This window comes from Streptomyces sp. NPDC049887 (genome assembly GCF_040656535.1).
GTDB lineage: Bacteria > Actinomycetota > Actinomycetes > Streptomycetales > Streptomycetaceae > Streptomyces.
In genome coordinates this window covers 25,841-38,965 of sequence record NZ_JBFAMM010000002.1, presented here as the reverse complement: position 1 = coordinate 38,965, position 13,125 = coordinate 25,841, and the positions used below count along the sequence as shown (strand labels likewise).

The 13,125-nt window shown below is 70.3% G+C and carries 15 protein-coding genes and 2 pseudogenes; 6 read left to right on the top strand and 11 right to left on the bottom strand.

The annotated features are described in order from the left end of the window. Nucleotides 1-805 precede the first annotated feature (805 nt). Both AB0J10_RS02335 and AB0J10_RS02330 read right to left on the bottom strand, forming a co-directional pair. Nucleotides 806-1,085, bottom strand: a pseudogene (locus tag AB0J10_RS02335) (nucleoside/nucleotide kinase family protein); the annotation flags it as partial. Nucleotides 1,086-1,265: 180 nt separating this feature from the next. Next, entirely contained in the window at nt 1,266-2,117 is an 852-nt protein-coding gene (locus AB0J10_RS02330) for a serine hydrolase (protein ID WP_363057559.1), read from the bottom strand. 330 nt (nt 2,118-2,447) lie between these two features. Here AB0J10_RS02330 and AB0J10_RS02325 point away from each other — a divergent pair. Next, nucleotides 2,448-2,672, top strand: a pseudogene (locus AB0J10_RS02325) (IS256 family transposase); the annotation flags it as partial. Nucleotides 2,673-2,727: 55 nt separating this feature from the next. After that, the gene (locus tag AB0J10_RS02320; RefSeq protein ID WP_363056922.1) at nt 2,728-3,207 is read left to right on the top strand and encodes a diadenosine tetraphosphate hydrolase; all 480 of its coding nucleotides are present in this window, start codon (nt 2,728-2,730) and stop codon (nt 3,205-3,207) included. A 1,216-nt stretch (nt 3,208-4,423) separates the two neighbouring features. Here AB0J10_RS02320 and AB0J10_RS02315 read toward each other — a convergent pair. The 5 genes from AB0J10_RS02315 to AB0J10_RS02295 all read right to left on the bottom strand — a co-directional run bounded on the left by AB0J10_RS02315 (nt 4,424) and on the right by AB0J10_RS02295 (nt 7,028). Then, entirely contained in the window at nt 4,424-5,317 is an 894-nt protein-coding gene (locus AB0J10_RS02315; RefSeq protein ID WP_363056920.1) for a cytochrome c biogenesis CcdA family protein, read from the bottom strand. A gap of 6 nt (nt 5,318-5,323) precedes the next feature. Continuing rightward, on the bottom strand, nt 5,324-5,917 hold the full coding sequence (locus AB0J10_RS02310) for a redoxin domain-containing protein (protein ID WP_363056918.1): 594 nt from the start codon (nt 5,915-5,917) through the stop codon (nt 5,324-5,326). A gap of 98 nt (nt 5,918-6,015) precedes the next feature. Further along, nucleotides 6,016-6,240, bottom strand: a complete 225-nt coding sequence (locus AB0J10_RS02305; RefSeq protein WP_363056916.1) for a helix-turn-helix domain-containing protein — start codon at nt 6,238-6,240, stop codon at nt 6,016-6,018. 21 nt (nt 6,241-6,261) lie between these two features. Further along, on the bottom strand, nt 6,262-6,717 hold the full coding sequence (locus tag AB0J10_RS02300; protein WP_363056914.1) for an SRPBCC domain-containing protein: 456 nt from the start codon (nt 6,715-6,717) through the stop codon (nt 6,262-6,264). Further along, nucleotides 6,714-7,028 carry a metalloregulator ArsR/SmtB family transcription factor gene (locus tag AB0J10_RS02295; protein WP_363056912.1) on the bottom strand — a complete coding sequence of 105 codons (315 nt, stop codon included), beginning with the start codon at nt 7,026-7,028 and terminating at the stop codon, nt 6,714-6,716. The genes AB0J10_RS02300 and AB0J10_RS02295 overlap by 4 nt, the downstream gene beginning before the upstream one ends. 110 nt (nt 7,029-7,138) lie before the next feature. On the opposite strand from AB0J10_RS02295, the gene AB0J10_RS02290 reads away from it, so the two are divergent. Genes AB0J10_RS02290 through AB0J10_RS02275 form a run of 4 tightly spaced genes read left to right on the top strand, consistent with a single transcriptional unit; the run spans nt 7,139 to nt 8,865 of the window. Then, nucleotides 7,139-7,567, top strand: coding sequence for an SRPBCC domain-containing protein (locus tag AB0J10_RS02290; RefSeq protein WP_363056910.1), 429 nt, complete (start codon nt 7,139-7,141; stop codon nt 7,565-7,567). A gap of 45 nt (nt 7,568-7,612) precedes the next feature. After that, entirely contained in the window at nt 7,613-8,035 is a 423-nt protein-coding gene (locus AB0J10_RS02285) for an SRPBCC domain-containing protein (protein WP_363056908.1), read from the top strand. Between the two features lie 13 nt (nt 8,036-8,048). Next, complete coding sequence (locus tag AB0J10_RS02280) at nt 8,049-8,498, top strand: SRPBCC family protein (RefSeq protein ID WP_363056906.1); 450 nt, start codon at nt 8,049-8,051, stop codon at nt 8,496-8,498. Nucleotides 8,499-8,535: 37 nt separating this feature from the next. Further along, nucleotides 8,536-8,865, top strand: coding sequence for a TfoX/Sxy family protein (locus AB0J10_RS02275; RefSeq protein WP_363056904.1), 330 nt, complete (start codon nt 8,536-8,538; stop codon nt 8,863-8,865). A 236-nt stretch (nt 8,866-9,101) separates the two neighbouring features. Here AB0J10_RS02275 and dcd read toward each other — a convergent pair whose 3' ends face one another. The 4 genes from dcd to AB0J10_RS02255 form a co-directional block, all read right to left on the bottom strand. Then, a complete protein-coding gene (gene dcd / locus AB0J10_RS02270; protein ID WP_363056902.1) occupies nt 9,102-9,719 on the bottom strand; it encodes a dCTP deaminase in 618 nt (205 codons plus the stop codon). Further along, on the bottom strand, nt 9,716-11,686 hold the full coding sequence (locus AB0J10_RS02265) for a PEP/pyruvate-binding domain-containing protein (protein WP_363056900.1): 1,971 nt from the start codon (nt 11,684-11,686) through the stop codon (nt 9,716-9,718). Before AB0J10_RS02265 ends, dcd begins: the two co-directional genes overlap by 4 nt. Before the next feature lie 65 nt (nt 11,687-11,751). Beyond that, nucleotides 11,752-12,543: a hypothetical protein gene (locus tag AB0J10_RS02260; protein WP_363056898.1), complete on the bottom strand. Its 792-nt coding sequence runs from the start codon at nt 12,541-12,543 to the stop codon at nt 11,752-11,754. Nucleotides 12,544-12,581: 38 nt separating this feature from the next. Beyond that, entirely contained in the window at nt 12,582-13,118 is a 537-nt protein-coding gene (locus tag AB0J10_RS02255) for an NUDIX hydrolase (protein WP_363056896.1), read from the bottom strand. Nucleotides 13,119-13,125 lie beyond the last annotated feature (7 nt).

Sequence of the window (13,125 nt, the reverse complement as noted above, 5' to 3'; positions counted from 1 at the left end):
GCCTCCGTGGGCGGCGGGGGAGTGGGGGTCGCCGGGCTCGCCCGGGCGGAGGGGGACCGGCTTCCCTGTCGGCCAGGGTGACTCCGGCGGTGACGGTCGCGATGCCGGCCGCTGTGCACACGGCCGGTTTCCAGTGGCAGCTGAGCGCTGACTCCCCTCGTGGGACGTGGTTCGTATGCGGGAGGCGTCTCGGACCTGCCTGGGCTTCCTCTGCATGACGCCCCGTCACATTGATCTCGGTGCCGAAAGATCCCTCAGCCGGTCCGACCTGCCCGCCGCTCACGGCGCGGGCCCGGCCGCGGACCTCGGCGACGATGCCGGGATGCAGACGGCTGGGGTGCCGGCTGAAGACCAGGTGGGCCCCGAACCCGTCGTGGGCGGTGCGTTCGTCCTCGACGCGGTCGACGAGTTCGTCGATACCCTGCGGCGCCCGCGCGGTCCACTTCCACCGCACAGTGCCGCCGGCGTGCTGGAGGAGGACGTCGGGGTTGGACCGGGTGGTGCACCCCGGGCGGTATGGGGTCGGTGCAGGGGGAGAGCGAGCGCGACGGCGAACTCGGCGCGCGGTCTCCAGCGGCCGGCCCGGCGACATCCGCTCCGTCTCCGTCGGCGGCATCATCAGGGTCACCGGCCCCGACCACTGGATCGTCCACCTACCTCAGCGTCGACCAGACCGGCTTCCGCACCGTCCCCGAGCCCGCCGCCCTCGTCGACCTCGCCGGTACCCGCGCCACCAGCCGCCGCCGACCAGACGTCTCGGTCGTTCAGGCGGTCGCGAGCGAAAACGCTGGTACATCCGTAGCGTCGGCGGCTCCAGGAGCCGGTCGAAAGCGGGCGCGTGCGCCGTCCGGCCCGGCTCCGCGGCAGGCGGTCGGCGAGCAGCACGGGGTAGGCCGCCGCGTCGCAGGTGTCCGGAGCGCACTTACGGCTCGTACGACCGAGCCGGTCCGGTCCGGACCGGTCGAGGTGGAAGCCGTCCAGGGGACGAGCACTGCGAGTTCCGTGCCCAGACCTGCGACCACCTCCCCGGCGAGCGTGTACTTGTCGGCGCCTGGCGGCCCGGCGATCCCGAGGATCCGGCGCACGCCGGGGCGGGCGGGACTCGGGGCGCTTCGGTCAGCTGCTCGATCGGCGGGTCCATGCCAGGCATGCTGGCCGGGCGGTATGCACGGCTCCCGTTCCGGGGACCTGTTCGGCAACCACCGGGGCCTGCTGCAGTCGGCGTAACGAGCCGGGCGGTCGCCTCGACGATCCGGGTGGCGCAGTCAGCCCGAACCGGTCTCCATGGCGTTCGCCGTGGAGTTGAGTCCCTTGTGGATCGCGCGGGCCACCGCTTCGGTGGTGGCGACTCCGGCGGCCATTGTCTCGTTGTCGTGGGTGAGCACCGTGATGGTGTAGTCGTGCCCGCGGCCGGTGAAGGCGCCCAGGCCGTGCACCCGCCAGCCGTGCGTGGCGCGCGACAGCCAGCCGTTCTTGACATGAAACACCGCTGAGCTCGGCGCGCCTGCCGATGTACCCCAGCGCTGTGAGGCGACGACCTTGTTCATCAGCTTGAGGGCGTAGGCGCGGGCCTTGTCACTGAGCACGCTGTTCCTGCCCGTGATCAGGTCCATCAGCTTCTGCTCGTCACCGGCCGTGATCTGGGTCAGGCCCCAGTGGCCGTTGCTGCCCGGCACTGTCCGGTTCATGTCTGCCGCGGACAGAAAGCCCTTGACCTTCGGCACTCCGAGCTGCTTCCACAGCGCGGTCGTCGCGTCGTTGTCCGACTGAGTGATCATCGCGGTCGCGAGCTCGGTCTCACGGGTGGTGAGGTGGCGGTTGTGCCTGTTCACGTCCCACAGCAGCGTTGCCAGGACGGTGACCTTGACGGTGCTGGCGGAGTCGAACTTCTGGTCCGCCCGCAGCGTGCACACCGTGTTCGTCGTGCGATCGTGCAGTGACACGGCAGTGATGGCTGTCCTGCCCCTGAGCGCGGTCGTGATGTCCCGCTGCAGCTTCGCCGCCAGCCCAGCCTTCTCCGAGCTGCACCTCACCCTCGGTGCCGCCGCGACGGCGTCCGCCGCCCCGGCCCCCACGACCACGGGAATCGCCGTTCCGGCGACGACCGCGGCGGTCAGGACGCACTGGGATGCTCGTATACGCCCCAACTCATTCCATCCCTTCCTGATGTCGACCGGTTTGCCTGACCAGTGTTGGTGAAGGGGGCGTGAGATGGGATGTGATTTCGGCCACGGAGGAACTGGGCGGCCAGGAGGCACGACCCTCGTGTCGTGTGCGGCGGACCGCCCTGCACGGCCCCCTGCCGGGTCATGTCTTCCCGGCCGTGCGGGTCGCGGCACAGCACGGCTGTGACGAAGAGCTCATCACACCCGCGGCCAGGTATGACCGCTGTGTGTCTCCGTGCCGTCGCGGAGTGTCAGCCGCAGGCCCTGGACGGTGCGCACCGGTGCACGACCAATGCGATCGCTTCCGCCAGCGCCCGCATCCGCCGGGCGGTAAAGGCCCGGGGCCGTGTCCCGAACGAGCAGGCCGCCCTGAAGTGCGTCAAGATGGCGATCATGCCGTTCGATCCCACGGGCAAGGGCGAGGCACGTCGGGCCATGCGCTGGAGGACGGCGTTGAACGTCTTCGACCGCACCTTCGACGGCCGTGTGTCGGCGGCCCGTCAGTGATTCCACGTGTGAGACGACAAGAGCGGTCTTGATCACTGGAGTGTAGATTCCGGCCATGACTGGTGACTGGCGGACGGACCGTATCGGGACTGCGCTGAGGGGCGAGAACCCGACTGTGCTGCGACGGCTGACGTCGGGGTTCGCGGTGATCGGGGACGTTCAGTTCCTGCCTGGCTACTCGGTCCTGCTCGTGGACGAGCCTGATGTGGAGCGGCTGTCGGACCTGCCAAGAGCGAAGCGGCTGTCGTTCCTGTCCGACATGGACCAGCTCGGTGAAGCGGTCGAGCGTGTCTGTCGGCGGCTGGACCCGGCCTTCCGGCGGGTCAACCTGGAGATCCTGGGGAACACGGACCCGTTCTTGCATGCGCATGTCTGGCCGCGGTTCGAGTGGGAGCCGGCCGACGTGGTGGGTGCCCCGGTGTGGCTCCATCCGCGTGAACGGTGGAGCGACGAGCGGTCCAGGCTTGGTCCGCAGCATGACGCGCTTCGGGATGCGATCAGTGGCGAACTGGACCAACTGCGCTTGGTGACCTGAGTGTTGCGGGCCCGGTGATCGAGGGATGTCGGGGCGTCCAGGCGTACACGTCGGCGACCGAGCGCTGAAGAGTGCATTGGGCAGGAGCGGGAGAGTCGCGTCTCGCAGGGCGGTCGGTGGCAGGGATGTCCAGTGCGCGGGAGCCCTGCCTGCCGGGAGCGGCGGGCGAACATCGGGGTGCGCGTCTGCGGACGCGGTCGTGCTCCTCCACCCCCCCCACGCACGCCAAGGGGGTCCGCTGCTGCGGCGAGAATGACCGCGTCCTCGAGTGCCTGGCAGGCGCCCTGTCCCAGTGGGGGGCACGGCGTGCGCGGCGTGTCCGAGAAGCGCGACCTTTCCGGAGACTGGCCGTGCAGCCTCACAGCGGCGCCGTAGTCACGGGTCGCGGCCACCGGTTTCGTGGGCGTACTCCTGCGCCGCGGCCAGGGTCGTACGTCGGCAACTTCGGCAGCTCGTATGCGTCGTGCTGCAACACCGCGGTCTCGCCTGCGGTGTTGCAGAAGTGCGGGGATCGGGCTGTGCCAGCGCGCGACGCGGTCACGTAGCTGGTCCAGGTGGGTGCGGGAGCTGGCCGGGGCGTTGGCCAGCAGGTAGCAGTAGACGCGGCCATCCGGCGTCGGCACATGCCCGAATCGTTCGCCTCGCCCCCACGTTGCCAGGCTCCCCTCGACGGGCTGGGGTGGCCCGATACGGCGCCAGGTGGTGTATCCGACGCAGCGCGGTCCGGGTACGCGCGGCCAGAGGGTGCGCCGCGTGCCCCTGTGCACGCCGTCGGCGCCCACCACGAGATCCGCGGTGGAGGTGTGCCGCCGCTGTGGTGGACTTTTGCCATCGGGCCGCACCTGGCGCACCTCGGTGCCGGGCCGGGGCGCCTGTACGGGCACGGCCGCGCGAGGAGGCCGACCAAGGCGGCCCGATGGCACAGTCCACTGACCGAAGCGGCGTTTCAGTTCGTCGATGTCGTTGTGGATCGGCCGGCCCGCCGGTACGCAGAAGATCGCTGAGGCTCAGCGCGTGGCCATCCGTTCCACGGCCGTCAGGGCGTGTCGGCGGCTCCGGCGTGGCCCCGGCCGCGCGCCGATTGCGGAAGGAGTCCCGGGCCGGACGGCGAAACTGCGGTTCAGGGGCGTCCGAGGCTGCGGAGGGTCCTTCCGGCGTCGCGCCGGGTACGGCAGTGGTGCGCTGCTGCGGTGGATGCTTCCTGCCCGGCGCGGACTCAGGCCGAGCGGTTGGGCGCGGACGGTGAATCGAGGTGCGTACCGCCGGGCCGGCGGGTGTGCCTGCGGTGGCGGATCAGCAGTGCCGCGAGGAGCAGGAAGGCGAAGACGGCGGCGATCACGGCGGGGCCGGCGGCGTTCAGGGCGTCGGCTAGAGCCCGCTGGAGGGTGCCTGCGCTGTCGATGACCGGGTCGGTGGTGGCGGGATCGAGCTGGAGGCGGAGTTCGTACCAGCCGTAGTAGGCGACATAGGAGCCGACGAGCATGAGCAGCGCTCCGCCGAGGCGGGGGGCGATCGCGCCGAGGCGGCGCAGGCGGGTGACGGCGGTGGTGCGGGTGAGGGCGACGGTCAGGGAGGCGGCGCCGACGATCAGCCCCATTCCGGCGGCGTAGGCGGTGAACAGGGCGATGCCTTCGCCGGTGGAGCCGGCGCGGAAGGCGGAGACGACGATGGCGAGGAAGGGGGCGATGGTGCAGCCGAGGGAGGCGGTGGCGTAGGCCGTCCCGAACAGGGCCATCGAGGGCAGGGAGCGGGTCACCTTCGGAGCGCGCCGGAGCTTCGGTGTGAGGGTGGGCAGCCGGCGGCCGGCGAGTATCCATCCGCCCGCGGCGGCTATGAGGAGGCCGAAGGCGATGGTGAACCAGGGCAGGTGGCGCTGCACCTGCCCCGCGACCGGCTGGATCGCCAGGCCGAACACACCGAAGAGAGCGGCGAATCCGAGAGTGATCGCGACGGTTGCGGCAAGGGCCCGGCCGACGGCAACGGTGCGGCTGGGGGTGTCGTCGCCGAGCACGAGCAGCGAGAGGTAGGCGGGAAGCAGGGCGAAGCCGCAGGGGTTGACGGCGGCGAGCATTCCGGCGCCGAGGGCAAGAACGAGAGGAAGGTCCGACACGACGGTTCAGCCGATGAGTCCGGCGACCTTCTCGGCCAGGCCCTTGCCGCCCGGCAGCACGCCTTCGAAGACCGTGGTGCCCTCCTTGTCGAGGATGACGTACCGGCTCTGCTCGGTGACCTTGAACCGCTTCCACACCTCGCCCTTCTCGTCGGACAGGTGCGGCAAGGAGTCAATGGCCGTGTCGGAGACGAAGCCCTTCATCGCGGCGTTGGTGTCGAGGCCGGCGACGCCGACGACATTGGCCTTGCCCTGGTAGTCGGCGGCGACCTTCGCGGTCTCGGCGGCCTGAGCCTTGCACTTGGGGCACCAGGGAGCCCAGAACCACAGCACCGTGGGCCTGCCTGCGAGCGTCTTCGCGTCGAACGGCTTGCCGTCCACGGTGGTGGCCGTGAAGTCGAGTGCTCCGGGCACCTTGGACTCGTCCGCCCCGGTGCCGCCGCTCCCGTCGGAGCCGGTGGGCGGCTGGGTGGGGGAAGACGCCATTGAAGGGGAGATCGCGCCGGCGTCGTCGGCCGCGTCGGAGCTGCTTGAACCGCACCCGGTGAGGGCGAGCAGGGCGGCTGCGACGGTGGCCGGAAGGACTGTGCGGGCGCGCATGGTGACTCCTGTGTGTTGGGGACCCGAGGCGAGACTAGATCTCTTCCTCGGGTCGCGGGCGTGGTGGTGGCCTTACGGTTCGATGACGCTTGCCCGGGTCAGCCCGCCGCGTCCTGGAACCGTTCGCGGTCGAGCACGGTGTTGCCGCCGCGGGCGAGCCGCAGGAGTCCACGCTCCTCCGTCCCGCGCAGCACTTTGGTGCGGGTTTCGCGGGAGGTGCCGGCGAGGGCGGCGAGTTGTTCGTGGCCCTCTTGGGGACCGACGCTAGGAGGCAGGGCGGAGGTAGGTATGTGAGCGCGGTTACCTACGCGCGGGCAGATCACGGACGGACGCGGTCAGATGCTTCACATCCACTGGTCGGGGCCCGGGTCGCCGCCTTCCGCCCGTACGGCCAGGCGCTGCACATAGTGTTTCCAGCCGTCCTCATGCGCGGCGCAGGCCTCGGGCGAGGGCAGGCCGCTGTGGACCAGGCGCAGCAGGGTGCCGTCCGGGGTGGACTCCAGAGTGATCTCCACGGTGGTCGAGCCGGGCGGTACGGGCATCCCGCCCTCGGCCCAGCCCCAGGTGAACACCAGCCGCCTTGGCGGGTCCACCTCGACGAAGCGGCCCTCGGCCACGTTCTCGCCGGTGACATCGGTCCGGAACGCGCCGCCGGGCGCGAACACGAACTCGCCCTCCCGGCCCATCCAAGACAGCCACTTCTCGCGGTCGGTGAAGAAGGAGAACACGGTCTCGGGGCGGGCTGCGATGTGCCGCTCGACCGTGACCACGCCGTCGCTCGCGTTGCTGCCCACGCTCACGCGTCCGTTCCTTCCGCCCGCTCGGTGGCCTCGGCCAGTTCGGCAAGGGCGTCGAGCTTGGTTGCCCACATGGACTGCAGGTAGTCGGCCAGCGGGCCCATGCCCTCGCGGTCCGCCCGGTAGAACCGCTTCTTGCCTTCCTGCCGCAGCGTAACCAGGCCCGAGTCCCGAAGCACCTTGAGGTGCTGGGAGACCGCGCCGAAGGTGACGTCGAACCGCTCGGCGATGTCGCCGGCCGACAGCTCCGCATCCCAGACCAGCCGAAGAATCTCGCGCCGCCTGGGCTCGGCGACCGCCCGTACCGCATCCATGCAGATCATTTTAGCGCCCACTGCAGTTTGCCTTCGTGCCGAGAGTCATTTTAGTGTGGGCTAAAGCGAAGTCCGGCAGCCCGCCGGATTCCTGATGAGAAGGACGTCCCATGGCTGACATCGCCCTGCAGATCCGTACCGCCGCCGGCCCGGAGACCGTGTACCGCGCGATCTCCACCTCCGAAGGAGTCGGCGGCTGGTTCACCACCGGCGCCGAGATAGGCGAGGGCGTCGGTGCCCTGCACCGGCTGTCGTTTCCCGGTGCGCCGATGACCTGGGACTTCCGCATCGACGAGGCCGAGGCCGGCAAGCGTCTGGCGCAGACCGTGGTCTCGGGGCCGCCGCAGTGGATCGGTACCGAGATCGTTTACGCCCTTGATGCCCAGGCCGAGGGCGGGACGGTGGTCCGGTTCGACCACACCGGGTTCGCCGCGATCGACGACATGTTCCGCGAGGTCACGATGGGCTGGGCCGGCATGTTCGCCCGCCTGAAGGAGTACGTGGAGACCGGCACCCCGGCCCCGTACTTCAGCCTCTGAGCGCCTCCCCATTCCCCCCGACCCGTGTACACACCAGGAGCAGCAATGTCCGAGATCACCTTCCGGACCGACATCGACGCCGACCGCACCAAGGTCTACGAGGCGCTGAACACCCACGACGGCCTCACCGGCTGGTGGACCACCGGTGTGAACCGCGAGGATGAGGTCCTCCTCTTCGACTTCCCGGAGATTCCCGAGCCCTTCCGGCTCCGCCGGGACCGCGCAGACAAGGAAGAAGTCGTGTGGACGTCCGTCGGCGCCTTCCCGCCCCACTGGTCCGGCACCGTGATCACCTGGCAGCTGACCGACACCCCCGACGGCACCGGCACCCTGGTGGACTTCCGGCACACCGGCTTCGCCGACGACGACCCGGGCCTCGCGCACACCGCCGACACCTGGGGCGGGCTTATGGACCGGCTCAAGCAGTTCACCGAGTCGGGCACGCCTTGCCCCTTCTTCACCCTCTGAGCAGGGGCAGACGATGCCGATCGACGTGACGGCCGAGCGGGTGATCCTGCTCCCGCCCGACCAGGTGGCGGCGTACGCCATGGACTGGCGCCACGACGCGGAGTGGACGCAGGGCATCCGTGAGGCGACTCTGACACGGGAGGCCGACGGAGGCGGGTTCGGCGTGGGAGCCGAGGTGACCCGCACGGCGTACTTCCTCGGCAAGCGCATCGACTACGTGCTGCGCGTCGCCGCACACGAGCCCGAGCGGCTGATGGACATGGTCTCGGTCGCCGGACCGATGCCCATGCACGTCACCTACACCTTCGGCCCACACCCGGACGGCACGCTCGCGCGCATCCGGATACAGGGCGATCCCAGCCGGTACTACAGACTCGCCGCACCCCTGATGGCGAGGAAGGTCCGCTCGTCCCTCGGCAAGGACCTGCGCGACCTCGAGCGCAGGCTGCAGGACCGGCGATGACCACGATCCTCTTGCCCCTCATGATCCGAGGTCTGTGATGGCGTACGACGAAGGACTGGCGGAACGGATCCGCGCCCGGCTGGGCGCCGATCCGGCGATCAGCGAGAAGCGCATGTTCGGGGGCCTGGCGTTCCTGCACGAGGGGAACATGGCGGTCGGCGTGATCGGGGACGATCTGATGGTGCGGGTAGGGCCCGATGCCGCCGACGCTGCCTTGGCCCGGCCGGGTACACGCGTCTTCGACCTCACCGGACGCCCCATGCGCGGGTGGGTCGTCGTCGCCGCCCCCGCGCTCAGTGAGGATCCCGCCCTCCACGCCTGGATCGACCAGGGGTACGCCTCCGCATCGGGCCTGTCGCCCAAGTGACCTGTCCGGCCGTTCGCCGGCACGCAACAGGGCGTAGCCGAGGACGCCGTCCGCCACGGCTGTGCGAGCCGCGCTGAAGGCGGGACCGCCTGGCTCGCTGTGCGTGAGTTCCCGCCGTCCAACGCGGTCGGCGCCGTCGTCGCCCCGCCGCACGTCTGCGTCGCCGGGCCGGTCGTGCAGGCCGTCGCGAAGCGGCTGACCGGCTGATTTCCGCTCGTCTCAAGCGCACGGTGGCGTCAGAAGGGTTCAGTCAGCGGTGTGCAAGCAGCCACGGCACCGTTCTCCCCCCGCGCGTAGAAGTGGCCGAACTGGTCCAGTAGGCGGCTTGGGGCGGTGCCGAGCTGGCCTGTTCTGCCGCTGGGGTGCCGTGCCCCCGCTGGGGCCGAGAGCCGGGCGAAGACGAGGTGACAGACCGGAGTGCCGGCGTACAACCGCACCCGGCGGCCGCCGACCGTCGACAGCTCGAAGACGAGGCGCGAGGGAGCGCCGTGGGCGAAGCCCGCGTTGACGAGTTGGGACGTGGCGTGCACCTGGACGCCGAGCCGGGCGACGTTGGAGATGCCGGAGAGCAGGCCGACCAGTGAGGGCGCGAGGCTGACGCGTTCGCGGGTGCCGGCCAGCACGAGGGCGTCCGGCGTGAGCACCACGCTGTCACCGGCTTCCAGGACGCCCTCGCACCGCGCGAAGCTCTCGGGGTCCGCGGTGTCGAGAATCTCGTCGCCCTCGATGCGGCGGAACGGCCCCGCCAGCCGCAGCAGGTAGCTGTTGCGCTTGACCAGCCGTTCGTCGAACGGCGTGATGCCGATGTCGCCGCCCCGGACGGCACCGAGGATGTCCTGGTCGGAGAGGATCACCGGGTCCGCCCCTGCCCGGCCTGCCGCGGCGTGGCGGGCCCCACGGTCTGCGAGGCGCTGTCAAGCAGGACCACGGAGTCCGCGGCGAGTGTGTCGAACGCCTTCGCGTCCACCAAGGCGGGGATGCCCAGTTCTCGCAGCACGATCGACAGATGGCTGAGATAGGAGCAGTTGCGGAAGACGAACCCGACGGACCTGGGGTCGCGGCCCCGGATGAACCGTTCGAGCGAGAGGTACGGCAGCCGGGCCAGTACCACGACGGGGTCGTCCGCCGGCCGGCTGCCTGCCGCGTCGGACCGGTCGGTGTGGAAGTGGAAGTCGAGGGACTCCATCAGCAGGTCGTGATCGTCGTCGATTCGGATCACCCGCCCGCTGACCCGGCCGGGAGCGATGACGTTGAGCGCTTCCGGGGCGGCTCCCTCCGTGTCCTCGTCGACGAAGTCGATGAGGAAGAACGAGCCGTCGGAGGTGATACCGAACTCCACCGAGGGCTGCTGGTAGTACGCGCCCGCCACCGCGACGGCCCGGCAGACCTCCTCGATCTGCCGGTCGGACAGCTCCGGCGTCCTGTCGGCCACGACGCTCCTCGGCTGACCGTCCTCGATGACGAACGCCCTTTCCTGGAGGGTGAGTTCGCGCTGAACCACCTTGCCGTCGGGGGTGCACACGTACTGCGAGGTGGTCACGACCCCCTTGGGCACGAAGGCCCCGAATCCGATCTCGACCAGGATGCGGTCGTCAAACCTGCGTGCCACCCCGGACTGGACGGCCGACCGTACCTCCGTGGCGATCAGCGCGAACTCGTCGTGGGCGGCGCCCACCAGTTGCACGATGCCGTCGAGGTCCTCGCGCCTGGTGCCGGCAGCGCTGAAGCGGCGGACGATCGAACCGGACAGTCTGGCCGGGTCCTGGAGGACGAAGCTGATCTGAGGGGCGTCGCGCAGGGCTTCGGGCAGCGGGGAGGCGTCCGGTCCTGTGGAGTCGGCGGTGGGGCGGGCCCGGACGATCCAGGCCCGCCCCACCGCCAGGTCGTTCTCCTCGGCGATCAGCCGCAGCCGCACCTTGTCCAGGGAGGTCAGGCCGCCCAGTTCGGCCCGGTCGGCCGACGTCACCGGGATGAAGCGGAGGGCGAAGTCCCGGTGCGCCGGTGCGGGCAGCGCGGTGATCGGACGAGCCTGCACCGGGATCACCGCGTTGTCGGCGGTGACGCACAGTTCGATGTCCTGCGGTGCCGCCCGGTGGTCGGTGACGGCCTTGCCCAGGCTCCGGATCTCCGCGATCAGCCCCAGCACGCGGGTCTCCAGCGCGGCGTCGCACCAGTCGGGCCGGTTGACCGTCCGCATGCCGTCGCTCGAGAGCCGGACGGAGAGGGGCTCGGTCTCACCGCCGACCAGCGCGCTTCCCGCGCCGGGAACCACGTCCAACAGGTAGCTCTCGCGGTCCCCGGTCACCGGGTCGGCGGTGAACAGCACGCCGGACAGGTCGGCCGGCACCTGTTCCTGCACGATCACCGAGATGGCAACGCGCTCGCCGGCAGCCGCGCCCTCCCCGCTCGCGACCTCCGTCCCGCCCCCGGACCCGTCGGCCTCCATCCGCCCGGTGTAGTGAGCCGCACGGTCCGATTCGCCTGAGCGCGCGCAGCGCTCCACGGCCGCCGCCAGATCCTGGATCCCGACGCCCAGTTCAGATGCGAACTGCCCCGCGTACGAGGCGTTCGCGCCGTCCTCCGCGGCGGCCGACGAGCGGACGGCGAACGGCCGGCGCAGGCCGTGTTCGTCCACCAGCGACGCGAGCAGCCGCGCCAGCCCGCCCCGGTCGGAGAGGAGGGGGGACAGCGCACCGGCGGGCAGCACGAATCCCGGCGGGACGGGCAGGCCGATCGCGAGGAGTTCGCCCAGCCCGGCGGCCTTGCCGCCGACACGGCCGCTGTCGGCCGCGCGCAGGGAACTCAGGGCGGGGATGTCCATGAAGTACCTTCCGTGGTTCCGCTCCGGTCTGTCGCCCGGATGGCGGGGGGTGGGGCCGGCCAGGATCAAAGGGCGAGGTCGGGCAGGGCGATCGCCTGCTGCCAGAGCTCCTGGTAGTGGTCGACGAGCAGGTGGAACAGCTTGAAGTCGTCCTTCTCGGTGATCCAGAAGGTCGGCCGCTCCATCGGGGGGAGGGTGTGGAGTATCGGCTCCACGTGCGCGTATCCCGAGTGCTTCTTGACGTCGAAGAGGATCACCGACGCCGTGGGGATGACGGGGTAGGCGCGTATCTCGATGTTGCGCTGCTGTTTGGGGGTCAGGCCCGCGTGCCAGTGCCGTAGGTGCGCCAGGTTTGCGCGCAGCACGTCCTCCAGGTTCGGGAAGCCGTGTACCGCCCCCATGTCACCGATCCACGGCACCTTGTCGCCGTTGGCGTCGACGGGACTGAGCAGGGCGAGCCTGAAGTGGCAGTCGGAGAGCGCCCGGTCGGCGATCGTGGGCAGCATGTGGTGGACGACGTGGCCCAGTTGCAGCCCGTAGATCTCGACGGTCCGGTGGGCTCCCTGCAGTTGCTCACCCAGCGCCGGGAGTTGGGAGCGGCCGGTGAACAGCAGACCGCCGCGGGCACCGTTCAGCACGGTGTTCTGCCGGATCCGGATGTCGGCCGTGGCGAGTGCGATCAGGCCGAGCAGCAGGACGACGGTCGAGGAGAAGAGGACGTCGATCCAGTTCCGGTTCTGCGTGAATCCGGAGACGATCTCGAGCACGGTGACCAGGACGGCGAGCAGACACCCGGTGTACGCGTCGGGGTATCGTCGTGCACGGACTGCTCCCACGATCCGGGGAAGGAATCCCATCGGGTCACAACTCCTGTTTCGGCGTGCGTTGTTCGGACTCAGATCACGTCGCACACGGCGAGGGCGGCGATGGTCTTGGCGTCGATGATCCGGCCTTCGCGCACCATTGCGCGCACATGGCCGCGCGGCACCATGAAGCGCTGGATGAACTCGCCCTTGTCCGGGTGCGCGGGACCCGGTACCAGACCGGTGGCCGCGTAGACGTAGGTCGTCTCGTCGGACAGGTGCGGACTGATCCGCAGGGTGCCGACCAACTCCACCTGGCCCGCATGGAATCCGGTCTCCTCGCGCAGTTCCCGGACAGCTGTCCGCGCCGGGTCCTCGCGGGGCTCCACCCGGCCGGCGGGGGCCTCGATCACCCACGACTGCGGCGGGAAGCGGAACTGGCGGATGAGTACGAGGTCGTCGCCGTCCAGCGCGACGATCAGGGCGATGGCGGGAAACCGCACGACGTGGGTCTCCATGCTCTGGCTTCCGGCCAGTTGAACGGTCCGGGAGTCCACGGAGATCCAGTCGCCGAACGCAGTGGTCCTGACGTCCGACGCGTTGACGGTCGGGGCGGGCATGTCGGTCATGGCTCCT

Excerpts from the sequence above, each read along its gene's own strand:
- AB0J10_RS02285 (WP_363056908.1), top strand. The coding sequence starts at position 7,613 with ATGTCCGAGATCACCTTCCGGACCGACATCGACGCCGACCGCACCAAG.
- AB0J10_RS02265 (WP_363056900.1), bottom strand. The coding sequence starts at position 11,686 with ATGGACATCCCCGCCCTGAGTTCCCTGCGCGCGGCCGACAGCGGCCGT.
- AB0J10_RS02260 (WP_363056898.1), bottom strand. The coding sequence starts at position 12,543 with ATGGGATTCCTTCCCCGGATCGTGGGAGCAGTCCGTGCACGACGATAC.
- AB0J10_RS02280 (WP_363056906.1), top strand. The coding sequence starts at position 8,049 with ATGCCGATCGACGTGACGGCCGAGCGGGTGATCCTGCTCCCGCCCGAC.
- AB0J10_RS02275 (WP_363056904.1), top strand. The coding sequence starts at position 8,536 with ATGGCGTACGACGAAGGACTGGCGGAACGGATCCGCGCCCGGCTGGGC.
- AB0J10_RS02255 (WP_363056896.1), bottom strand. The coding sequence starts at position 13,118 with ATGACCGACATGCCCGCCCCGACCGTCAACGCGTCGGACGTCAGGACC.
- AB0J10_RS02320 (WP_363056922.1), top strand. The coding sequence starts at position 2,728 with ATGACTGGTGACTGGCGGACGGACCGTATCGGGACTGCGCTGAGGGGC.
- AB0J10_RS02310 (WP_363056918.1), bottom strand. The coding sequence starts at position 5,917 with ATGCGCGCCCGCACAGTCCTTCCGGCCACCGTCGCAGCCGCCCTGCTC.
- AB0J10_RS02290 (WP_363056910.1), top strand. The coding sequence starts at position 7,139 with ATGGCTGACATCGCCCTGCAGATCCGTACCGCCGCCGGCCCGGAGACC.
- AB0J10_RS02295 (WP_363056912.1), bottom strand. The coding sequence starts at position 7,028 with ATGGATGCGGTACGGGCGGTCGCCGAGCCCAGGCGGCGCGAGATTCTT.